Annotated in this window: 4 protein-coding genes (1 of these 4 only partly in view); all 4 read right to left on the bottom strand. The window is 72.9% G+C overall.

The genetic code is table 11. From position 1 onward, the window contains the following. Positions 1 to 172: 172 nt before the first annotated feature. A complete protein-coding gene (locus tag ACFSVL_RS44895; RefSeq protein ID WP_378314024.1) occupies positions 173 to 2047 on the bottom strand; it encodes a glycosyltransferase family 39 protein in 1875 nt (624 codons plus the stop codon). A 62-nt stretch (positions 2048 to 2109) separates the two neighbouring features. Beyond that, entirely contained in the window at positions 2110 to 3084 is a 975-nt protein-coding gene (locus tag ACFSVL_RS44890) for an ABC transporter substrate-binding protein (RefSeq protein ID WP_378314022.1), read from the bottom strand. Between the two features lie 48 nt (positions 3085 to 3132). Further along, positions 3133 to 11757, bottom strand: a complete 8625-nt coding sequence (locus ACFSVL_RS44885) for an amino acid adenylation domain-containing protein (protein WP_378314020.1) — start codon at positions 11755 to 11757, stop codon at positions 3133 to 3135. Continuing rightward, on the bottom strand, positions 11754 to 24178 hold the 3' portion of the coding sequence (locus tag ACFSVL_RS44880; protein WP_378314018.1) for a non-ribosomal peptide synthetase. Its footprint extends 745 nt past the window's final position; the window shows 12425 of its 13170 coding nt (coding positions 746-13170); its start codon lies beyond the right edge, outside the window; its stop codon occupies positions 11754 to 11756. Before ACFSVL_RS44880 ends, ACFSVL_RS44885 begins: the two co-directional genes overlap by 4 nt.

Here is a 24178-nt window from a genome sequence, read left to right as displayed (position 1 = left end):
ACCCTGCGGGACTCTGATTCCCCCAGGGTTCCCCTCACAGCCCCGCGCACCTGGCCACGCGGGCATCAATCGGGCATTTCGACAGTATTGACGTCCTTTGTGGACGGTCGACAGGCGCGGTGCCACGCAGCTTAAGTTCCTGGCATTGACTCTGGTTCCCCCAGGGTTCCCTTCACGGACCGCAGCGGTACAGGTCGCCGACGCCGGAGGAGGCACCGGACTCCGACGGCGGCACCGGCCGGCACCGGGAGCGGACGAACTCGTACCGGCTGCGGTCCGGGAGCAGCAGGACGTGGGCCACCTCGCCGCGGTCGATCCACTCGCGGAGGCGTTCCGGGGACGGTGCCGCGTCGCGGCCGGTGAAGCCGGCCATGCCGACGATGCCCCGGTGAGCCGCGAGGATAAACGGCGCAGCCGCGTCGGCCGTTTCCACCGCCAAAGTCACCTTCGCCGCGCCGGCCCCGCGTTCCGCATAGGACAGCAGGGCTGCCGACGGTTCGTCGAGTTTTCCAGCCACCGCACGGAAGTCCCGGGCGCCCCAGCCGCCGAGCAGGTGCCGGAAGTCGTCTCGGACGTCCGGGGCCAGGTAGTCCGTCTGTAGCGTCACTGGGCCCGCCGCGGGCAGCATCGGCAAGCCGGCCGAGTAGCCGATCGTCGTCGCGGCCGACCAGGTCAGCGGGGCCGCCAGCACGGCCGCCAAGCCGGTCGCGAGCCCGGCCGTGCGCGCGCGGGAAGCAGTGCGGCCGACGCCGAGCAGCGCGACCGAAAGCACCGTCGCGCCGGCCACGACCGGGGCGACCCAGCCGTTCCAGGCGGGGTCGCGCCGGACCAGCACCCACGCCCAGGCGCCGAGGGCCGCGACCGTCAGCGGCAGCAGCGGCCAGCCGCGTCCGCCCGCCCGGTAGAGCCGCCACAGCGCGGCGAACGCGGCCGCGGACAGTGCGGCGATCGCCGGGGCGAGCTGCGCGGTGTAGTACAGCAGCCAGATCCCGCGCATGAAGCTGAACACCGCCGCGCAGACCAGCAGCCAGCCGCCCCAGAGCACCCAGCCGGCCAGTTCCTTCCGCGGCGGGCGGCGTCCGGCGCAGACCAGCACCAGCACCGTGCCGACAGCCGCCAGCGCGAGCGGGAGCAGCCAGGACGCCTGTCCGCCCAGCGACGTCCCGAACAGCCGTCCGATGCCGGGATCGCTTTGGTAGAAGGACTTCCCGTGGTCTTCGGCGTAGCTGGCCGCCGCGGCGAAGTCCTGGCCGAAGATCCGGCCGAAGCCGTTGTAGCCGAAGACGAGGTCGCGCGCGGTGCCGTCGGCGCTGCTGCCGATGAAGGGCTTCGGCGACGGCCAGAGGTCGACCAGCACGACCCACCAGAACGAGGTCGCCGCCAGCACCAGCGCGAACAGCCCGGCAGTCCACGCCTTCGCGCGTGCTCCGGACGACGACCCGACGAGGTAGGCCACCGCGATCGCGGGCAGGATCAGCCACGCCTGCACCATTTTCGTGGTGAACGCGCATCCGAGCAGCGCCGCGGACAGCGCCATCCACCGCCGCTCCTCGCCGTCGAGGGCGCGGGTCAGCGCCCAGGCCGCGCCGACGAGCAGCAGGAGCATCAGCGGGTCGGGCATGTTGTCGCGATTGACCGCGACCACGACCGGGGTCGCCGCGAGGATCGCCGCGGCCAGCAGCGCGACCCGCTCCCCCTGCCACCGGCGGACGGCGAGGTACAGCAGCCCGACGGCGGCGACGCCTTCCAGCACCTGGGGCAGGATCAGCACCCAGCCGTGGAAACCCAGCAGGCGCGTGCACAGCACTTGGACCCACAGCGCCATCGGCGGCTTGTCGACGGTGACCACGCCGAGCGGGTCGACCGAGCCGAAGACGAAAGCCGTCCAGTCGCGCGACATCGAGTCGACGGCGGCGCTGTAGTACGGGTAGCCGAAGCCGAGATCCCAGCTCCCCCAGCCGTATCCGACGGCCGAGAGGACCAGGACGGCGGCGAGGCCCGCCCGCGGCCATCGGGTCCGGGCTGGCGCGAGCGCGGTGCTGACCATGGTTCCCCCCTCGCATGACGAGGCCCGGCGGTCCACAGTGGACCGCCGGGCCCGGTGTCCGGTCAGTACTCCTTGAGGATCTTCTCGATCTCGTCCTGGAACGCCATCGCGGCCTTGTAGTGCAGGGCGTAGAAGTTGCCGGTCGGGAACGCCTTGCCCGCCTTCACCGCCTTCAGGCCCTTGAACGCGGGCAGGTCGACGATCTGCTGCGTGTCCGGTCCGGCCTTGCCCTGGTAGTCGGCCTGGTACAGGATCACGTCGGCCTCGTTGAGCTTGTCGAGGTTCTCGATGGAGAACTCCGGCGTGTTGTTGGCCCGGTCGGTGACGCCGCCCCGGGCGAACTGGACGCCGAGGTCCTTGAGGATGGTGCCGCCCCACGACTCGTCGAGGTTCAGGAACCACTTCCCGCCGCCGCCGTTGATCAGCGCGAACTTGAGCTTCGAAAGCTTGTCCGCGTACGTCGCCTTGATCTGCGCGGCGCGCTCCTCGTACCGCTTCTTCAGCGCCTCGGCCTCGGGCTTCTTGCCCACCGCGTCGGCCGCCTGGATGACCCACTGCGGCCAGGCCACGCCGGGTTCGCCGGGCGCGCCGCCGAGGATCGCCGTCGGCGCGAGCTTCTGGTAGTCCTCGATCTTGTGCTTTTCCAGGGACAGGAACTTGTTGCCCAGGATGAGGTCCGGGGCCTGCGCGCCCACCTGCTCGATGTCGATCTCCATCGAACCGCCGACCTTCGGGACCTTGGCGTACTCGTCCGCATAGGGCGGGAAGACCGCGAAGCTGTCGGTGTAGCCGGACGCGGTGGCCTTCGGGTGCACGCCGACGTCCAGCAGGCCGAAGTAGGTGTACTGGTCCAGCGCCACCACGGATTTCGGCGCGACCGGGATCTGCACCTGCCCGCTCGGGGTGTCGAAGGCGCGCGTGGCGCCCGCCGTGTCCGCGCTTTCGCTGGTCGATCCGCAGGCGGCGGCGCCGAACGCCAGCACCGCCGCCGAAATCCCGGCGACCGTCGTCCGCCACTTCTGGTACTGCGTCCTCACGACGCCTGCCTTTCTGTCACCGCACTCGATTGGTTAGGGCAGGCTATCCTAATCATGGTTCTCCGCGGAACGGGTCACCAACCGGTCAAGATTGGCCGTCCAGGACCCGGTGATCCGGGAGATCAGCTCGGCCGGGACCAGCTCGGGCAGGAACGACCAGTGCGCGGTCAGCACCCCGCGCTCCACCGACACGTTGATCGACACCGCGTGCGTGGCGCGGGCTTCCGGGTCGACGTCGCCGCCGATCACGTTGTCCCCCGGCGCGACGAGCCAGTCCTCGTCCCGCGCTTCGCCGGTGTCGTTCTGGCCGATGTAGTTGAACAGCACCTCGGCCGACGCGAGCTTCTCCCCCGCGCCGTAGCGCAGCAGTCCGTAGCCGATCCCGTTGTCGGGCAACGTCTTTTGTTCTTCGGACAGCTGACGGGCGGTGGCGGCGAGATCGTCGCCGAGCGCGACGCGGACCGGGTACAGCGAGGTGAACCACCCCACCGTGCGGGACAGGTCGGCGTCGCCGAGCAGCCCCTCCGCGCGGCCGTGGCTTTCGAGGTCGACCAGCAGTGCGTCGCCGCCCCGGTGTTCCGCGACCGCCGAAGCCAGCGCGGCCAGCAAGACGTCCTGGACGCCGCAGCCGAGCGCGGCGGGCACCGGGCCGAGCAGCGCCCGGGTCGTCTCGGCGGAAAGCGCCACGACGTCGTTGCGGCCCCGCGCGATCGTGTCGCCGGGCCCGAGCGGCCGGGCGGCCAGCGGGACGTTACCGGAGATTCCTTGCCAGTACGGCAGTTCGCCGCTCCGGTCCAGTTCGGACAGTCGCAGCGCCCACTCGCGGAACGGGACCTCCACCGGCGGCAGGTCCAGCCCGCGGCCGAGCGCGGCGAGGTCCTCGGACAACGCGCGCCACGACACCGCGTCGACCACCAGGTGGTGGATCATCAGCAGCAGCCGGCCGGGGCGGGCACCCGCGTCGAACCACACCGCGCGCACGACGTCCCCGGTGAATGGGTTCAGTTCGCGCACCGTGCGTTCGAACTCCGGGAACTCTGTGGTGAACAGGTCGTGGTCCGGGCGGTCACCGAGGTCGACGCGGCGCAGCACCGGTGTGTTCTCGGCGCCGACGTGCACGGTCCAGTCCTCGCCGAGCCGGGCGCGCAGGATCGGGTGCCGGTCTCGCAGCGCGGCCAGGACTTCGGCGAGCCGTTCGAGCCCGACTCCGGCGGGCACGCGCAGTACCGAATACTGGCTGAGCCTGCCGATCGGGCCGCCGCGTTCGCGCTGGGCGAGCATGATCGGCGTCGCCGGGAAGCTGCCCTCGGCCGGGACCGCCGCACGCCGGGCACCGTCGGTATCGGTGGCGACCTCGGCGAGCGCCGCCACGCTGCGCTGCTCGAAGACTGCGCGCGGGGTGATCCGCAGCCCGGCCGAGCGGACCCGGCCGACGACCTGCATGGACAGGATGCTGTCGCCGCCCAGTGCGAAGAAGTCGTCTTCGACGCCCACCGACGGCAAGCCCAACACCTCGGCGACGATCTCGGCCAGGACGTGCTCGCGCGGGGTGCGCGGTGCGACTCCGCCGCTGAGCGCGCAGAGGTCGGGGGCGGCCCAGTCTGCGGTGGCGAGTGCGGTCCGGTCGACCTTGCCGTTCGGGGTGACTGGCAGGGCGTCGAGCAGCACCACCGCCGCGGGCACCAGGAAGTCCGGCAGCGATTCGGCTAGGGCGGAGCGCAGCACCGACCCGTCCACTGTGGACTCGTCGGCGACCGCGTAGCCGATCAGCCGGTCGTCGCGGACCACGACGACCGCGTCCGACACCGCTGGGTGCGCGGACAGCTTGGCCTCGATCTCGCCTGGTTCGACGCGGTGGCCGCGGACCTTGACCTGGTCGTCGGCACGGCCGCGGAAGTCGAGGCGGCCGTCCTCGGTCCAGCGGGCGAGGTCGCCGGTGCGGTACATCCGGCCGCCCTCGAAGGGATCGGCGACGAACCTGGTCGCGGTGAGGCCAGGCGCGCCGAGGTAGCCGCGGGCCAGCTGGGCGCCGCTGAGGTACAGCTCGCCGACGACGCCGGGCGCGACCGGGCGCAGCGCGTCGTCCAGCACACGGAGACGGGTGTTGGCGACCGCGCGGCCGATCACCGGTCCTTCGGTGTCCCTCAGCCGCGCGACGACACTGTCCACAGTGCACTCGGTGGGGCCGTAGAAGTTGTACGCCTCGGTGCCGGGCAGGCTGCGCAGTTCGCTCCACAGTCCCGGTGGCACCGCTTCCCCGCCGACTCCGACGACGGCGAGCGGGCATTGCCCGTCGCGGACCAGTCCCGCCGCCGCCAGTTGCACGAAGTGCGATGGCGTGACCTCGACGAAGTCGATCCGCCGCTCGATCAGGAACCGGGCCAGCGCTTCGGCGTCGACCCGCACATCGTCGGTGACGACGTGCACCTCGTGCCCGAGCAGCAGGCCGAGCGTCGGCTGCCAGGAGGCGTCGAAGGCGAACGACCAGTTGTGCCCGACCCGCAGCCGCTCCCGCCCGGTGCGTTCCCTAGCCGGAACGAACACTTCGCGGTCGTGGCTGTGCGCCAGGTTGACGATGCCGCGGTGCGGGACGAGCACGCCCTTCGGCTTCCCGGTCGAACCGGACGTGTAGATCAGGTGGACCGGGTGCTGCGGACGCAACGGCGCGCGGCGGTCGGCGTCGGTGACCGGGTCGTCGGCGAACGCGGCGGTGTCGGGAAGCTCCTCGGTCAGCACGAACAGCGGGCTCGCGTCGGCGAGGATGTCCGCCGTCCGGTCTTCCGGCTGGGCCGGATCGATCGGCAGGTAGGCGGCACCGGACTTGAGAACCGCGAGCAGGGCGACGAAGAACTTTTCCGTGCGGCGCAAGCGGATTCCGACGATCTGCTCCGGCCCGGCTCCCCGCGCGATCAGCGCCCGGGCGAGGCGGTTGGCGCGCGCGTCCAGCTCGCCGTAGGTCAGCGTCCGGTCCTCGCAGGCGAGCGCGATCGCGTCCGGGCCGCGGCGGACCTGCTCGGCGAACAGATCGGCCACAGTGGACTCCGGCACCGGCAGGGCGGTCTCGTTCCACCGGTGCAGCACCAGGTCCCGCTGCCGGTGCGGAAGCAGGTCCACCCGGCCGACCGGGGTGTCCTGCTGTTCCGGGACTCCGGCCAGGAGCGCCACTAGCGACTGTCCCAGCTCGCCGATCCGGTCCGCGGTGAAGACGTCGGTGCGGTACTCGAGGATCAGCTCCAGGCGCGGGCCGGGCGCGGCGACGATCGTGAGCGGGTAGTGCGTGGCGTCCTCGCCCTGGACGCCGGTGACCTGCACGCCCGACTGCCGTTCGCTCTCGGCCAGTGCCTCGGCGTCCACCGGGTAGCTCTGGAAGATCAGCAGGGTGTCGAACAGCTCGCCGGATCCGGCCTGGCGCTGGATTTCGGCGAGGCTGAGGTACTGGTGGTCCAGCAACGCCGCCTGTTCCCCCTGCACGCGGGCGAGCAGCGCGCCGAGGGTTTCGGCGGGGTGCGTCCGCACGCGGACCGGCAGGGTGTTGATGAACAGGCCGATCATCCGGTCGGCACCGGGCAGATCGGCCGGGCGGCCGGACACGGTCGCGCCGAAAACGACGTCCCGGCGGCCGGTCAGCCCGCCCAGCAGCAGCGCCCACGCGCTCTGCACGACGGTGTTGAGGGTGACGCCGTGCTCCCGGGCCCACGCGGCGAGCCGGTTCGTCTGGTCCTCGGTCAGGCCGACGGTCAGCTTGTCGGGCAGGCGCTGGCTGCGGCCGATCCCGGGCGGTGCCAGCAGGCTCGTCCCGTCGAGGCCGGACAGCGCTTCCCGCCACGCCGTACGGCCGGTCTCGCGGTCCTGACGGCCGAGCCATTCGAGGTAATCGCGGTACGGCCGGGCTTTCGGCGGTTCGCCGGTGCGGTACAGCTCCAGCAGCTCCTGGCCGAGCAGCGGCGCGGACCAGCCGTCGAGCACGATGTGGTGGCTGGTGATCAGCAGCCGATGGCCGTCGCCGGTGTCGAACAGCGTGAAGCGGATCAGCGGCGGTTCGGCGAGTGCGAACGGCCGGAGCCGTTCCTCCGCTGAGACGTCGGTGTCAGTGAGTTCCTGCCAGCTCAACGGAACCGACCGCGGCACGACCTGCACCGCGCGGCCGGACGAGAGGTAGCGGAAGCCGGCGCCGAGGTTCGGGTGCCGTTCCAGCAGGCGCGCGGCGGCGGTGCGCAACCGGGCCGGGTCGGCGTCGCGCAGGTCCAGCATTTGCTGGGTGACGTAGACGTCGAGGCTGTCCTCGTCGAACGACGCGAGGAAGAGCATGCCTTCCTGCAACGGCGACAGCGGCCAGACGTCGGCGGCGTCGCCGATCTCCTCGACCTCGTCGAGAGTCAAGTCCAGCAAGGGGAAATCGGCCGCGGAGAATCCGCCGACGCCGCCCGAGGTCAGCCTTTCGGCCAGTTCGGCGGCGGCGGTCATCCACTCGGCGCCGATCGCCTCGGCGTCCAGGACCCCGGGCAGGTACGCCAGGCTCGCCTCCAGTCCGGCGGGCGTCACCGAGCAGTTGACTTCGAGCGCGTGCGAGGCCGGGGCGGCGGGATCGAGGTCGCCGCCCAGTCCCCCGGCCGGGCCCCAGTCCTCGCCGGAAGTTTCGCCGTCGAAGCGGCCGAGGTAGTTGAACAGCACCTCGGGATGGCCCTTCAGCTCCCCGGTGAGGTACCGCAGCAGCGCGTACCCGGCGGGAAGCCGGAGCCGGGTGTCCTTGGCCTGCTTGAGCTGGCGCACGGGATCGGACTCGGCGGTGATCCGCAGCGGGGCCACCGTGGTGAGCCAGCCGACGGTGCGCGAGAGGTCGAGGTCTTCGTCGCGGCCGTGGCCTTCGGTTTCGACCAGCACGGAGTCCGTGCCCCGCACCCGCGTCACCGCGGTGGCCAGCGTGCTGAGCAGGGCGTCCTGGATGCCCGCGCGGAATGATTTCGGGACGCCGGAGAGCAGGGTGTCGGTGATTTCGCGCGGCAGCGTCACGCGGACTTCGCGGACTTCGCGGACGTCGCCGGCGGTGCCGGTCACCGGGGCAGTGGTGCCCAGGACTTCGCGCCAGTACGGCAAATCCGCCCGCAGCTGTTCGATGCGCGGGGCCAGGCTCGCCGCCCAGGCGCGGAACGAGACCGGCACCGCGGGCAGCTCGCGGCCAGCCGCAGCGGTGGCGAGGTCGTCGAAGAGAATCCGCCAGGACACTCCGTCGATCACGGCGTGGTGGATCACCAGCAGCAACCTGCCTGGCGCGGCTCCGGGGTCGAACCAGACCGCCCGGACCATCACGCCCGCCGCCGGATCCAGCTCGGCTTCGGCCCGGGTCGCCTCGCGGTGCAGCAGTTCCTGGTCCGGCTCGCCGGTCACGCGGCGGACCGCGATCGTCGTGCCGGGCGGTGGAATCCGCAGCGTGGTGCTGAGGGTGGCCCGCAGCGCGCCGTGTCGGTCCAGGACCGCGCGCAGCACCCGGTTCAGCTCGGGCTCGGTCAGCCCGCGCGGCGTCCGCACCATGGCGGACTGGCTGAACCGCCGGGGCACGCCGCCGCGTTCGAGCATCGCGGCGATCATCGGGGTCTGCGCGGCGACGCCGACGGCGGGCACCTCGGCCGGGCCGGCGGCGGTCACCGGCTCGGCCAGTTCGGCGAGCGCCGCGACGGTCCGGGCCTCGAACACCTGGCGCGGCGTGATCCGCAGCCCGGCCTGCCGCGCCCGGCTCACCACCTGCAGCGACAGGATGCTGTCGCCGCCGAAGCCGAAGAAGTCGTCCGTCACCGAGATCGACGGAAGACCGAGCACTGCCGCGAACGCGTCGGCCAGCGCCTTTTCCTCCGGCGTGCTCGGGGCGGCGGCACCGGTCAGCCCGCTCAGGTCCGGCGCGAACTCCGCGCTGGCGGCCAAGGCACCGCGGTCGACCTTCGCGTTCACCGTCAGCGGCAGCCGGTCGAGCACCACGACCGCGGACGGCACCGAGTAATCCGGCAGCCGCGCCGCCAATGCGCCGCGCAAGTCGCCCGGCACCGCATCGGGTTCGGCCGTCACGTAGGCGACCATGCGGCGGACGCCGGGCTGGTCCTCCCGGATGACCGCGACCGCTTCGGCGACGCCTGGCTGACCGCACAGCGCCGTCTCGACCTCGCCGAGTTCGACGCGGAAGCCGCGGATCTTCACCTGGTGGTCGACGCGGCCGAGGAAGTCGAGGTCGCCGTCTTCGGTCCAGCGGACGAGGTCGCCGGTGCGGTACATCCGGTCGCCGGGAGCCCCGAACGGATTGGCGACGAACCGGGCCGACGTCAGGGCGGGCAGGCCGAAGTAGCCGCGCGCGAGGCCGCCGGCGACGTACAGCGCGCCCGCGGTGCCCGGCGGCACCGGCCGCAGGTCCGCGTCGAGGACGTACGCCTGCTTGTTCGGATCGGGCGGGCCGATCACCACCCGCTGCCCGGCAGCGCAGTGCCAGAGCGTGGAGTTGACCGTGCATTCGGTCGGGCCGTAGGCGTTGAACATCCGGCGGCCGCGGCTCCAGCGGGCGACCAGTTCCGGGGTGAGCGCGTCGGTGCCCGCGATGAGCGTGACGCCCTCGGGCAGGTCGCTGCCGGAGAGCGTGGTGAGCGCCGAGGGCGGCACGAACAGGTGGGTAAGGCCTTGCGCGGCAACGAACTCCGCGAGCGGTTCGCCCAGCCGGCTCTCCTCCGGGACGACCACTGCGGTCGCACCGACCAGCAGCTGGGTGGACAGCTCGGCGAGCGACACGTCGAAGCTCGGTGAGGCGAACCCCAGCACCCGGCTGCCCGGGCCGCTGCGGACGGAGTCGGCGAACATCGCCACCAGGTCCGGCACGCCCCGGTGCGGGACGAGCACGCCCTTCGGCCGTCCGGTCGAACCCGAGGTGTAGATCAGGTACGCGGCGCTGTCCGGGTGTGGCAGCGGAAGCTCGGCGGGCGGCTCGGGCAGCGCGGCGTCCAGCACGACGAGCGGCACGCCGTGCGCCGCCATCGTGTCCACAGTGGACGGATCGGCGACGATCAGGGCCGGGCGGGCGTCGGAGAGCATGTACGCGAGCCGGTCGGCCGGGTACTCCGGGTCCAGCGGCAGGTACGCCGCGCGCGCGAGCTGGACGCCCAGCATCGCGGTCAGGAACCCGAGCCCGCGTTTGATCGCCACGCCGACGATCTGCTCCGGCCCGGCTCCGCGCTGCCCGAGCACGCCCGCGAGCCGGGCGGCCCGCTCGCGGAGTTCGCCGTAGGTGACCGCGGTGTCGCCGTCCTCCACGGCGACCGCGTCCGGTCTCGCGCGCACCTGCTGGAGGAACAGGTCCACTAAGGACTCGCCGGCCCGGGGCAGCGTGGCCGCGTTGAACTTCCGCAGCACCAGCTCCCGCTCGGCGGCGGTGGTCAGCTCGGCCGCGCCGATCCGGTGCCCGGGTGCTGCGAGCAGGCCGGACAGCAGCGCGGCGGCCCGCCGGACCAGCGTGGTGCTGACGAGGTCGTCCCGGTAGACCAGAGCGATCGCGAACTCGTCGCCGGGCAGCGCGACGGCGGTCAAAGGGTAGTGCGTGACGCTGCGGGTCTCCTCGGCCCGCACCGCGAGCCCGGAAGCTTCGTCGGCGGCGCGGAGAGCCTCGGCGTCGGCCGGGGCGCTCTGGAAGACGGTGAGCGTGTCGAACAGTTCGCCGTGCCCGGTTTCGCGCTGGATCTCGGCGAGGCCGAGGTACTGGTGGTCCAGCAGCGCGGCCTGTTCGGTCTGCACTCGGGTGACGAGGTCCGCGAGCGTCTCCGCCGGATCGATCCGGACACGGACTGGGAGCGTGTTGATGAACAGGCCGATCATCCGGTCGACGCCGGGCAGGTCGGCGGGCCGTCCGGAGACGGTGGCGCCGAACACGACGTCGCGGCGGCCGGTGAGCTTGCCGAGCACCACCGCCCACGCCGCCTGCAGGACGCTGTTGAGCGTGACTCGCTGTTCGCGGGCCCACTCCGCGAGCCGCTCAGTGTCCGTTGTGGACAGCCGGACCTCCAGCTCGCGTGGGAACTCCGCGGCCGGGGTGGCTCCGGGCGCGAGCAGGGTCGGGTCGGCGAGCCCGGCCAGGGATTCGCGCCAGGCGGTGCGGGCCGCCGTGCGGTCTTGCCTGCTGAGCCAGGCGAGGTAGTCCCGGTATTTCGGCGCGGGCGGCAGCTTTTCGCGGCCGTAGGCGGTGAACAGCTCCTCCCCCAGCAGCGGACCGGACCAGCCGTCGAGCAGCAGGTGGTGCGCGGTGATCACCAGCTTGTGGTGCTCGGGCGCGAGCCGCAGCAGGCGGAACCGGATCAGCGGCGGCTTCGCGAGGTCGAACCGCCGCGCCCGGTCGGCGTCCAGCAACGCGGGGAGATCGGCTTCGGTGGCATCGTCGACCTGCCACGGCACCGGGACCGATTCCGGGATCAGCTGGACGGTCTCGCCGCTTTTGCGGGGCCGGAAAGCCGCACGGAGGTTCGGATGCCGTTCGAGCACGGTGGCCGCCGCCGCGCGCATCCGCTCCGGGTCAAGGGCCCCGCGCAGGTCGAATACCTGCTGGATGGTGTAGACGTCGGTGGCCGCACTGTCCCATGTGGACAGGAAGAGCAGGCCCTCCTGCAACGGCGACAGCGGCAGCACGTCCTGGACACCCCGGGCGGCACTCACGAAACACTCCAATCACCCGAGAACTCGGCGAACTCGTCCTCGTCCAGTTCGATCAGCGGCTCCCCCGCCGCCGGTTGCTCCTCGGCCGCGACGGCGACGTCCGCCAGCGCGGCTGCCGTACGCAGTTCGAACACCTGCCGGGGCGTGATCTTCAGCCCGTGCGGCCGTAGCCGGCCGACGAGGTTCAGCGAGCGGATGCTGTCCCCGCCGAGGGCGAAGAAGTCGTCGAACACCCCGACCCGATCCAGTCCCAGCACTTCCGCCACCGCCTCCGCGAGCACGCGCTCGGTTTCGGTGCGCGGTTCCGCCGAACCGGTTTCGGCCTGGCGGTCGGGTTCCGGCAGCGCGGCACGGTCCAGCTTTCCGTTGGGGGTCACCGGGAACGCGTCCAGCCACATGAACGCCGACGGCACGAGCTGGTCCGGCAGGACGCCGCGCAGCGCTTCCCGCACCGGCGTCTGCTCGCCGGTCAGGTAGCCGACGAGGCCCGCGCTTCCGGCGACCACCTCGGCCCCGGTGACTCCGGGCAGCGCCGCCAGTGCCGCCGCGACCTCGCCGGGTTCGATCCGCACGCCGCGGATCTTCACCTGGTCGTCGCCGCGGCCGAGGTATTCGAGCACCCCGTCTGCGCGGCGGCGGGCGAGGTCCCCGGTGCGGTAGAGCCGGGTGCCGTCCGCGCCCGCGACGAACCGGGTCGCGGTCAGGCCCGGCCGGCGCAGGTATCCGTGGGCCAGCTGGGTTCCGGAGAGGTACAGCTCGCCGGCGCAGCCTCGCGGGACCGGCCGCAGCGCGGCGTCGAGGACGTGCGCGCCGGTGTTCCACACCGGGTGCCCGAGCGGCACCGGCCTGGTTCCGTCCTCGCCCGCGGTGTCCCAGAAGGTGACGTCCACCGCGGCCTCGGTCGGGCCGTACAGGTTGTGCACGCTCGTTCCGGGCAGCAATTCCCGCGCAGCGAGCACCAGGTCGCCCGGCAGCGCCTCGCCGGAGCAGACGATCCGGCGCAGCGGCAGGCCCGCCGACGACGGTTCGGCCAGGAACGGCCGCAGCATCGACGGGACAAAGTGGACGGTGTCGACCCGTTCGGCCCGCAGCACCTCGGCCAGCCGGGCCGGGTCCTGATGCGCGTCCGGCGGGGCGACGACCAGGGTGCCGCCGGTGAGCAGCGGCAGGAACAGCTCCCACACCGACACGTCGAAGGAGATCGGCGTCTTCTGCAGGGTCCGGGTGCCCGCGTCGAAGCCGTATTCGGCGGCCATCCACCGCAGCCGGTTGACGATCGCGTGGTGGTCGACGACGACACCCTTGGGACGGCCGGTCGACCCGGACGTGTAGATCACGTACGCGGGCGCGGTGTCCGGGACCCGCACCAGCGGTTGCCGCTCGGTGCTCAGCTCGGGGAGTTCGGTAATCAGCAACGCCGGGGCGGCGTCCTCGACGAGGTACTCCCGGCGCGCGGCCGGGTAGCCCGGGTCGATCGGCAGGTACGCGGCACCGCGGCGGTGGATCGCGTGCAGGACTGCGACCAGCTCGATCGACCGGGGCAGGCTGACGCCGACGAGGTCGCCGGGGCCGACGTCGAGGGTCGCCGCGATCCGGCCGACCAGGTCGTCGAATTCGGCGTAGGTCAGCGAGCGTCCGTCTCCGACCACGGCCACCGCGTCCGGGGTCGCCGCGGCTTGGGCGGCGAACAGTTCCGGCAGGGTCGCCGGTTCCAGCACGACCTTGGTGCCTGGCGGTTCTTCCTCAGCGGCAAGGGGAATCCGGCCGACGAGCACGCCGGGGTCGGCCGCGATCGTGTCCAGGACACCGGCGAGGCGGGCCAGGACGGCGTCGGCGTCGACCACGCCGGGACGGTGGTCCAGGCCGAGGACCAGCTCCTCCCCCGGCTCGACGACCAAGGCCAGCGGGTAGTGCGTCGCGTCCGTTCCGGCGACGGCATCGACGGTCAGCCCGGCCGAGTGTTCCGCACCGGCCAGACGGGCGTCGTCCACCGGGTAGCTCTCGAAGACCACCAGAGTGTCGAACAGCTCGCCAGTGCCCGCCCAGCGCTGGATCGACGCGAGACCGGCGTGCTGGTGGTCCAGCAGCCGGACCTGCTCCTCGTCCACCCGCCGCACCAGGGTCGCGAACGGCTCGGCGGCGGCGGTCCGGACCCGCACCGGGACGGTGTTGATGAACAGGCCGATCATCCGCTCGGCACCGGGCAGGTCGGCGGGGCGGCCGTGCACGGTGACGCCGAAGACGACGTCCGTGCGCCCGGTCAGCTGGCCGAGGACCAGCGCCCAGGCGGTGTTGAGCAGGGTGCTGACGGTGACGCCGAGGTCGCGGGCCGCCGCCGTCACCTTCGCCGACCGGTCGGCGCCGAGGGAGGTGCTCGCGCGGTCGGGCCGGACGGTCTCGCGGGGGCCGGCCGGGAGCAGCACGGTCGGGCCGTCGAGGTCGGCCAGCGCGGTGCGCCAGGCCTGCTCTGCGGCGGCTTCGTCGCGGGCCGCCAGCCACTTCAGGTACTCCGCGTACGGCCGGACTGGGGGCAGCTCGCGGCCCGCGTAGAGCGTGAACAGCTCCTCGGCGAGCAGCGGGCCGGACCAGCCGTCGGCGAGGACGTGATGGTGCGCCAGCAGCAGCCGGTGCCGGTTATCGCCGAGCCGCCGCAGCCCCATCCGGAGCGCGGGCGCCTCGGCCAGGTCGAAGCGGCGGGTCGCGAACTCCGTCTCGTCTTCGACGGTCTCCCACGGCAATTCCGCTCGTGCCGGGACCACCTGCACGGTGGCGCCGGACCGCAGCTGCCGGAACGCGGCGCGGAGGTTGGCGTGCCGGTCGAGCAGCGCCTGCCCGGCCGCGCGCATCCGCTCGGCGTCCAGCGGCCCGGTCAGGTCGAAGGAGTGGCAGACCGAGTAGACGTCCTCGCGGTCGAACGACGCCTGGAACGCGATCCCTTCCTGCAGCGGGGAAAGCGGCAGGACGTCGGCCGCGTCCGCGAGTTCGTCCACATCGGACTGTCCTAACGCGACCAGCGGGAAGTCCGACGGCGTGCGGAACGGCTCGCGGACCGCGCCAGCGAGTTCGGCCAGGGCGGTGCGCCAGCCGTCGGCGAGTTCGCGGATGTCGGCGGCGGTGAACACGTCGCGGACGTAGGCGAAGTCGCCGTGCAGCCGCAGGCCGTCGTCGTGGCGCACCGCGACCGCGTTGATCTCCAGCGGGTGGCTGACCGGGGTGGTCTGGTCCGCGCTTGCGTCGAGCTGGGCCGATTCCGGGGCGGGACGCCAGTATCCGGTCGCGGCCGGGCCGTCGAGGCGGCCGAGGTAGTTGAACAGCACGGTGCGCCCGGCGGCCGGGCCCGGGAAGGTCAGCGGTTCGGGCAGGGCGCGGAGCTGTTCCTTGACGGTTTTCAGCCAGGTGACCGCGTCTCCGTCGGCACCGCCGATCCGGGCGGGATAGACCGTGGTGAACCAGCCGACGGTGCGGGACAGGTCGGTGCCGGGCACCAGGTGCTCGTCCCGGCCGTGGCCTTCGAGGTCGAGGAGCAAGCCGTCGTCCGGGAGGCCGCGGGCCGCCCGCCAGCGGGACACCGCGAGCGCCAGCCCAGTCAGCAGGACGTCCTGGACCCCGGCGTGCGCAGCGGCGGGGATGCTCGTCAGGAGCTTGTCGGTCAGGTCCGCCGGGATCTCGACGGCGTAATCCTCGACGGTTTCCCTGGCGTGCACGGCCGGGGTTTCCGTGCCCAGTGAACCGGTTCCGGCGAGGACGCCTGTCCAGTCGGCTTTCCACTCACGTTCGCGGAGCGCGCGGGCCCAGTCAAGGAACGACGTTTCCTCGGGCGCGACCTGGGGCTCGGCGAAGTCGTCCATCAGGATGCGCCAGGAGACGCCGTCCACGACGAGGTGGTGTGCGACGAGCAGCAGGAGCCCGCGGTCGAACCACACCGCGCGCAGCATGATCCCGGCCTCGGGGTCCAGCTCGCTGAGCGCGGTCTCGAATTCCTCGCGGACGTCGCCGGTGGCGCGCCGCAGGACGTCGGCCGCGGTGACGCTGCCTTCGGGCCGGATCCGGTAGACCCAGCCGGGTTCGAGCTGGGCGCGCAGGGCGTCGTGCGCGGCCAGCACGGCGGTCAGCTTCTCGGCCAGCTGGGCCTCGGTGAGATCCGGCGGGGTGGTCAGCAGCATCGACTGGCTGAACCGGCGAGGGTCGCCGCCGAGGTCGCGCAGGGACTCCATGACCGGCAGCAGCGGGACCACGCCGGTGCGCGTGCCCGTCGTGGCGGCTTCGCGGTCCCGGCGGGCGAACGCGGCCAGCGCGGCCGGAGTGCGGTGCTCGAAGATCTCGCGGGGGCTCAGCCGGTAGCCCGCGCGCCGCAACCGCGCGATCAGCTGCAGCGACGAGATGCTGTCGCCGCCGAGGCGGAAGAAGTCCGCGGAGGCGCCCACGGTGTCGAGGCCCAGTACGGCGGCGAACTCGGTTGCGATCGCCGTCTCGACTGGGCCCGCCGGAACGTCGCCGCTGTCCTGTGTGGACAGATCGGGGGCGGGAAGCGCCCTGCGGTCGAGCTTTCCGCTGGGCGTCAGGGGCAGCGCGGCGAGCACCAGCACCACGGTGGGCACCATCGCCGCCGGCAGCCGCTCGGCCAGCCGGGCACGGACTGCTTCGCCGTCGACCGGGCCGGTGACGTATCCGGCGAGCACCGGACCGTGCACCGCGACCGCGGCGGTCTCGACGCCGGTGATGTCGCGGAGAGCGTGCTCGATCTCGCCGGGTTCGATGCGCTGGCCGCGCAGCTTGACCTGGTCGTCGGTGCGGCCGAGGTAAGCGAGCGTGCCGTCAGGATGCCAGCTCGCGCGGTCGCCGGTGCGGTACAGCCGAGTGCCGTCCGGGCCCGCGACGAACCGGGTCGCGGTGAGCCCGGGACGGCCCCGGTACCCGTCGGCAAGCTGGGCTCCGGCGAGGTACAGCTCCCCTGGCACGCCGGGGGCGACCGGCCGCAGCGCGGCGTCGAGCACGTAGGTCTGCGTGTTCCACACCGGACGGCCGATCGGGATAGGGCGGGTGCCGTCTTCGGCCGCGGTGTCCCAGGCGGTGACGTCGACCGCGGCTTCGGTCGGGCCGTAGAGGTTCTGCACGGCGACGCCGAGCACCTCCCGGGCCTTCAGTGCCAGGTCGGCGGGCAGAGCTTCGCCGCTGCAGACGACCGTGCGGAGGCCGAGCCCGGCCGCTTCGGGCAGGAACGCCGCCAGCATCGACGGGACGAAGTGGACCGTGTCCACGCGCTGCTCCCGGATGATCGCGGCCAGCCGCGCCGGGTCGCGGTGCGCGTCCGGAGCGGCGACGACCAGCGTGCCGCCGGTGCTCAGCGGGAGGAACAGCTCCCACACCGAGACGTCGAACGAGGCCGGGGTTTTCTGCAGGGTGCGGGTGCCGGGGCCGAATCCGTACGCTTCGGCCATCCACAGGAGACGGTTGACGATCGCGGCGTGGCCGACCGCGACTCCCTTCGGCCGTCCGGTCGAGCCGGAGGTGTACAGCACGTAGGCGGTATCCTCCGGCTGGACCGCGACCGGAACGAACGCGGCACTGTCCACTTCGGACAGCCACTGCGGCGTGACGACCAGCGCGGGCCGGGTGTCTTCGAGCAGGAACTCGATGCGCTCGGCGGGCAGGTCCGGGTCGATCGGCAGGTAGGCCGCGCCGCACGCCTGGATCGCGTGCAGGACGGCGACCAGCTCCGCCGACCGCGGCAGCGACACCGCGACCACCGCGCCCCGCTCGACCCGCAGCGCACCGGCCAGCTCGCGGACCCGCGCGGCGAACTCCGCGTACGTCCACTCGCGATCACCGTCGACCACCGCGAGGGCGTCCGGACTGCGCTCGGCTTGTGCGGTGAACAGCGCGGGCAGCGTCGTGCGCGGGACGTCCCGGGCGGTGTCATTCCAGGTGTGCACGACGGTCCGGCGCTCGTCCGCGGTGAGGAAGCCGGTGGGCACGTCGCCGCCGCGGACGAGCCAGTCGGCGACCGCGCGCAGCCGGGCGGCGAGGCGCGTGACGTCCCGGCGGTGCCGCAGGGTCAGCAGCGGGGTTTCGCCCGGCGCGACGAGCAGCGTGAGCGGGTAGTGCGTCTCGTCCCGTTCGGAGAGACCGGCGACGGTCAGGCCGGACCGGCGTTCGGCGTCGGCGAGGGCGGCGTCGTCGACCGGATAGCTCTCGAAGACCAGGAGCGTGTCGAACAGTTCGCCGGTGCCGGCCGCGCGCTGGATGTCGGCGAGACCGGCGTGCTGGTGCTCCAGCAGCCGCGCCTGCTCCGCCTGTACCCGGGCCAGCAGCGCGGCCACGGGCTCGCCGGGCCGCAGCCGGACGCGGACCGGGACGGTGTTGATGAACAGCCCGATCATGCGGTCGGCGCCGTCGAGGTCGGCGGGCCTGCCGTGCACGGTGGTGCCGAACATGATGTCGGTGCGGCCGGTCTCGGCGGCGAGGGTGAGCGCCCACAGGACCTGGACGACGGTGTTGAGCGTCGTGCCGTGCTCGCGGGCCAGCGCGGCCAGCTCCGGCGGGAGGGGGACGACGAGGTCGCGGGCGGGTCCTTCGGCCGCGCCGACCAGCGTCGGGCCGTCCACATCGGACAGTGCGGCGCGCCAGGCCTCCTCGGTGGCCGCGCGGTCCTGGCGGGCGAGCCAGCCGAGGTAGCCGGCGTAGTCCGCGGCCGGGGGCAGCGCGGCCGGGTCGCCGCCCGCCGCGTACAGCAGGAACAGCTCGCGGCCGAACAGCGGGCCGGACCAGCCGTCCATCAGGATGTGGTGGTGCGTGAGCACCAGCCGGTGGGTGCCGTCGGCGAACCGCACGCAGGCGGCGCGCAGCAGCGGCGGTTTCGCGAGGTCGAACCCGGCGGCCCGGTCCGCTTCGAGCAGTGCGGCGAACTCGTCCTCGGTCCGGTCGAGTTCGCGCCACGGCAGATCGGTGCGGTCCGGCACGAATTGGACCGGCCGGGACGTCTCGCTGAACACGAACCCGGCCCGCAGGTTCGGGTAGCGCTCCAGCATCGCGTGCAGGCACCGGCGCAGCAGACCCGCGTCGAGGTCGCCGGAGAGGGTGAAGACCTGCTGCACGAGGTAGCCGCCGGGCTGGAGCTGGTCGAGGTAGAGCAGGCCCTCCTGCAACGGGGCGAGCGCCTGCGACTGTCCGTTCGCGACGGTCGGCTCGGCTTCGAGCGGGGCAGCCGCGGCGGCCAGCCCGGCGATCGTCTGGTGCTCGAACACCTGGCGCGCGGTGATCCGCCAGCCCGCGGAACGCAGCCGCGAGACGACCTGGATCGACGAGATGCTGTCGCCGCCGAGCGCGAAGAAGCCGGTGTCGACGTCGACCTCGCGCAGGCCGAGCACGTCGCCGAATGCTACCGCGACGGCCCGTTCCGCGTCGGTCTCGGCGGCCCGGCCCGCTGTCTCGGGCGGGGTGGCCCAGTCCGCTGTGGACAGTGCGCGCCGGTCGATTTTCCCGTTGGCGTTGAGCGGAAGGCTGCTCAGCCCGACGATCGCCGACGGCACCAGGTACTCCGGCAGCGTCGCGCCGAGCTGACGGCGCAGCTCGGTGCCGTCCAGCTCGGCCGGAACAACGTAGCCGACCAGCCGCCGCTGTCCCCCGTCCGCGCGCGCGACGACGGCGGCCATCGAGACCTCCGGCAAGGCGGTCAGCGCCGCCTCCGCCTCAGCCGGTTCGACGCGGAAGCCGCGGATTTTCACCTGCGTGTCGGCGCGGCCGAGGAATGCCAGCTCGCCGTCCTCGGTCCAGCGGACGCGGTCGCCGGTGCGGTACATCCGGCCGGGCGCGAAGGGGTTGGCCACGAACCGTTCCGCGGTCGCCCCGGGCGCGTTCCAGTAGCCGAGCGCCAAGCCGTCACCGGCGACGTACAGCTCGCCCTGGTACGCGGGCCGCAGCCAGTCGTCGAGCACGTACAACGCGCGCCCGGTGTCGGGGCGGCCGATGCGGACGGGGCCGGCGAACGGTTCCGGGCAGGCCCAGACCGTCGCGTTGACGGTGGTTTCGGTGGGTCCGTAGGCGTTGAACAGCTTGCGCGCGGGCGCCCAGCGGGCCACCAGGTCGGCGGGGACTTCGTCGGAGCCGACCACGATCGTCGCCGTCGCGGGCAGCGATCCGGCGGGGAGGGTCGCGAGGGCGGCGGGCGGGAGATCGACGTGCGTGAGGTCGTGCCGCCGGGCGAACTCGCCCAGCGCCGCGCCGAGGCGTTCGCCGTCCTCCGGGATGTACAGCGTGCCGCCGGAAAGCACGGACATCGCCAGTTCTTCAAGCCAGACGTCGAAGGCGGGCGAGGTGAACTGCAGGACTCGCGCGCCCGGCCCGGCGCCGTAGGTGTGCACGGCGGTGTGGACCAGGCTCTCGATCCCGGCGTCCGAGACCAGCACGCCCTTGGGGCGACCGGTCGAGCCGGACGTGTAGATCAGGTATGCGCCGGGCGCGGCGGGACAGGACTCGCCCAGCGTCCGCACGCCGTCGGCGGTGATCTCAGCGATCGGGCGCGCGTCGGCGACGATCTCGTCCCGCCGGGCGGCCGGGACATCGACCGCGAGCGGCAGGTAAGTGGCACCGGTTTTGGCCACGGCCAGGAACGCCACGACGGCGTCCGCCCCGCGAGGCAGCTGGACGAGCACGCGCTCGCCAGAGCGGGTGCCGAGCCGCGCGGCCAGTTCGGAGCTTCGTGCGTCCAGGTCGCGATAAGTCAAGCCGGAAACCGCTGTGCGGTCGGGGAAACGGGCCACGGCGGACGCGAACAGCTCCGCGATGGAACGGCGGCCGGGTGCCGCCGCGCCCCGCCCGAAGCCGAGCAGACGGTCACGGTCGGCCAGGGACAGCAGGTCGACGGACGTGATCGGGCGGTCCGGGTCGGCCGCTGCCTCGGCGAGCAGCCGGACCAGGCCGTCGGCGAGCCGGCGCGCGGCCGCCGGGGTGAACAGGTCGGTGCGGTGCAGCACCGCGCCGGTCACGCGGTCGCCGAGGTCGGCGAACTCGAACTCGAGGTCGAATTTGGCCACCGGGAACGGAAAACGGTATGGCGACAGGGTCAGCTCGCCGTGCCGTTCGTCCCCGGCGTCGGCGTGCTGGTAGGCGACGCCGACCTGGAACAGCGGGTGATGCGCGGTCGAGCGCTGCGGGCGCAGCTGGTCAACGAGCCGGTCGAAGGGCACGTCCTGGTGCTCGAAGGCAGCCAGGTCCGTCTCGCGGACGCGGTCCAGGAGCGTGCGGAACGCGGGGCTTCCGCCGACGCGGGTGCGCAGCACGATGGTGTTGGTGAAGAACCCGACCAGCTCGTCCAGCGCGCTGTCGGAGCGTCCGGCGACCTGGGTGCCGAGCGGGATGTCGTCCCCGGCCCCGGCGAGGTGCAGCAGGGCGGCGACCGCGGCGTGCGCGACCATGAACTGCGTCGTGCCGGTCTGCGCGGCCAGTTCCCGCAGGCGCGCGGTCGTTTCGGCGGGCAACTCGAACTCGGCCGCGCCGCCGTGCTGCCCGGCCACTGGCGGACGCGGCAGGTCGGCGGGCAGGTCCAGCAGCTCCGGGAGCCCGGCCAGCTCCTTCAGCCAGTACTCCGCCGACGGCTCGTTTTCCTTCTGCCACACCGCGAAGTCGGCGTACTGCACCGGCAGCGGCGGCCATTGCGGAGCGGTTCCGCCGAGCCGGGCTTGGTAGGCCGCGAACAGGTCGCGACGCAGCGGATGCGACGACCACTCGTCGCCCGCGATGTGGTGCAGCAGCAGGACCAGCACGTGGTCCTCGGCGCCGAGACGCAGCAGCGCTGGGCGGATCGGCGGCTCCGCGGTCAGGTCGAACGGGCGTGCGATCAGCTCGGCGACCCGGTCCGCGAGGCCACCTTCGGCGACGTCGGCGACCGGGCACTCGACCGGGCCCGGGTCGAGGATCCGCTGGTACGGGACGCCGTCGCGGTCCGGGTAGACGGTCCGCAGGATTTCGTGGCGTGCGGTGAGGTCGGCGAGTGCGGCGCGCAGTGCGTCGGCGTCGAGCGGGCCTTGGATCCGCCAGACCAGCGGCAGGTTGTAGGTGGCATTAGGGCCGTCGACCCGGTGGAGGAACCACAGCTGCCGTTGCGACGCCGACAACGGCGGGAATTCCGGCCGTGGCAACGGAGTCAGCGGTGGCCGGGCGGCGTCGGCGTCGGCCAGCGCGGCGGCGAGCGCGGCCGGCGTCGGGTGTTCGAACACCGTGCGCGGCGACAGGTCGACGCGCAGCGCGGACTTGAGCCCGGCGACGAGCTTGACGGCCAGCAGGGAATGCCCGCCGAGGGCAAAGAAATCCTCGTCGGTGAAGACCCGCGAGCGGCCCAGCACGGCGGCGAACCGTTCGGTGATCAGCTGTTCCGCCGCCGTTCGCGGCTCCCGGCGCACCCCGCCCGGCCCTCGCTCGGGGTCGGGCAGCGCGGCGACGTCGAGCTTGCCGTTCGCGGTCACCGGCAGGGCGTCCAGCGCGACGATCGTCCCTGGCACGAGGTAGGACGGCAGGGTGCGCGCCAGTTCCGCGCGCACCGCCGCCGGGTCGGCCGTTCCCGGAGTGAGGTACGCGGCCAGTTCTCCGGCCCGGAGCGTCACCACGGCGTCGCGGACGCCCGGCAGCGCGGTCAATGCGTGCTCGATCTCGCCGGGTTCCACGCGGACGCCGCGGATTTTGACCTGGTGATCGGTGCGGCCGAGATAGCCGAGGGTGCCGTCGGGGTTCCAGCGGGCTAGATCGCCGGTGCGGTACATCCGGCCCGTGCCGAAGGGGTTCGCGATGAACCGGCCCGCGGTGAGCCCGGGCGCGCCGAGGTAGCCGTCTGCCAACTGCGGTCCGGCGAGGTACAGCTCGCCGGGTTCGCCGGGCGCGACCGGGCGCAGGGCGGCGTCGAGGACGTAGGCGCGGGTGTTCCGGACCGGCCGCCCGATCGGGACCGGGCGGCTGCCGTCCTCGCCGGAGGTGTCCCACGCGACGAGGTCGACCGTGGTTTCGGTCGGGCCGTAGAGGTTCAGCAGCGTCGCGGCGGGCAGGATTTCGCGGGTGCGCCGCACGTGATCGATCTGCAGGGCTTCGCCGCCGACGGTCACCAGCCGCAGCGACGTCGCGGTGGCGGCGGCCGGTTCGGCGAGGAACGCGCCGAGCATCGACGGCACGAAGTTGACGACGGTGACCGCGTCACGAGCGATGAGACCGGCCAGATAGGCGGGATCCCGGTGCCCGTCGGGCCGGGCGAGGACGACCGGCTGTCCGGAGTACACCGGCCAGAACGCCTCGGTCAGGAAGACGTCGAAGGAGACCGGGGCTTTGAACAGCATCCGGTCCGTGTCGCCAGGCTGCACGACCGCCGCGAACCACGCGGTCTTGGCGGCGATCGCCGCGTGCGAGACGACCACGCCCTTGGGACGGCCGGTCGACCCGGACGTGTACAGCACGTACGCCGCGCCGGAGACCACGGTGGTCCCGGAAACCGGTTCGGCGGGCTCCGCCAGTACTTCGGGCGTGACGACCAGCGTCGCCCCGGAATCCTCGACGAGGTACTGGATCCGCTGCTCGGGCAGCCCGGGATCGACGGCGAGGAAGACCGCGCCGAGCCGGTGCACCGCGTACAGCGCCGCGATCAGCTCAGGCGACCTTGGAACCGCGACGGCGACGCGATCCCCCGCGCCGACCCCGTGCGCGGCGAGGACCCCGGCGTACTGGGCGACGCGCCGGTCCAGCTCCGCGAACGTCCACCAGCCGTCCTCCGCGATCACCGCCAGCGCGTCCGGGGACCGGCGGACGCGGTCCGTGAACTGTTCCGGCAGTGTCGTATCGGGCACCGGGTGACCGGTGTCGTTCCAGTCGCGCAGCACGGTGCGGGCGACGTCGTCCGGCAGCAGCGGCAGCCGCCCGACCGGCCGCGCCGGGTCGTCCGCGAGGGCCAGCAAGGTGGTGACGACGCTGCGCAGCAGGTGGTCCGCCCGCTCCGCCGGCACCAGATCGGCGCGATGGGACAGGCCGATTTCGAGGCGGGGACCGGGAATCACGGTGAGGCCGACCGGGTAGTGCGCCGCGTCGGCGGTCGTCACCGAGCGGACGTCGAGCCCGGCTTCGCGCTGGGTGCGGGCCAGTTCGTCCTGGTCGACGGGATAGCTCTCGAACACCAGGAGGCAGTCGAAGAGGTCGCGGCCGCCGGCGAGCTGCTGGATCTCGGTGAGGCCGAGGTGCTGGTGCTCCAGGAGGTCTGCTTGCTCGGACTGGACACGGCTCAGGAACGCGCCCGCGGTCTCGGCCGGACGCGCAGTGACGCGCGCGGGCACGGTGTTGATGAACAGGCCGACCATCTCGTGCGCGCCGGGCAGATCGGCGGGCCTGCCGTGCACGGTGACGCCGAAGACGACGTCCGCGCGGCCAGTGGCCCGGCCCAGCACCAGGCCCC

This window comes from Amycolatopsis silviterrae, assembly GCF_042684085.1.
Taxonomy (GTDB): Bacteria; Actinomycetota; Actinomycetes; order Mycobacteriales; family Pseudonocardiaceae; genus Amycolatopsis; species Amycolatopsis silviterrae.
The sequence above is the reverse complement of the archived record's forward strand: the minus strand, read 5'-3'. Positions and strand labels throughout refer to the sequence as shown.

Coding starts and splice junctions, on each gene's coding strand:
- ACFSVL_RS44895 (WP_378314024.1), bottom strand. CDS start 2,047: ATGGTCAGCACCGCGCTCGCGCCAGCCCGGACCCGATGGCCGCGGGCG.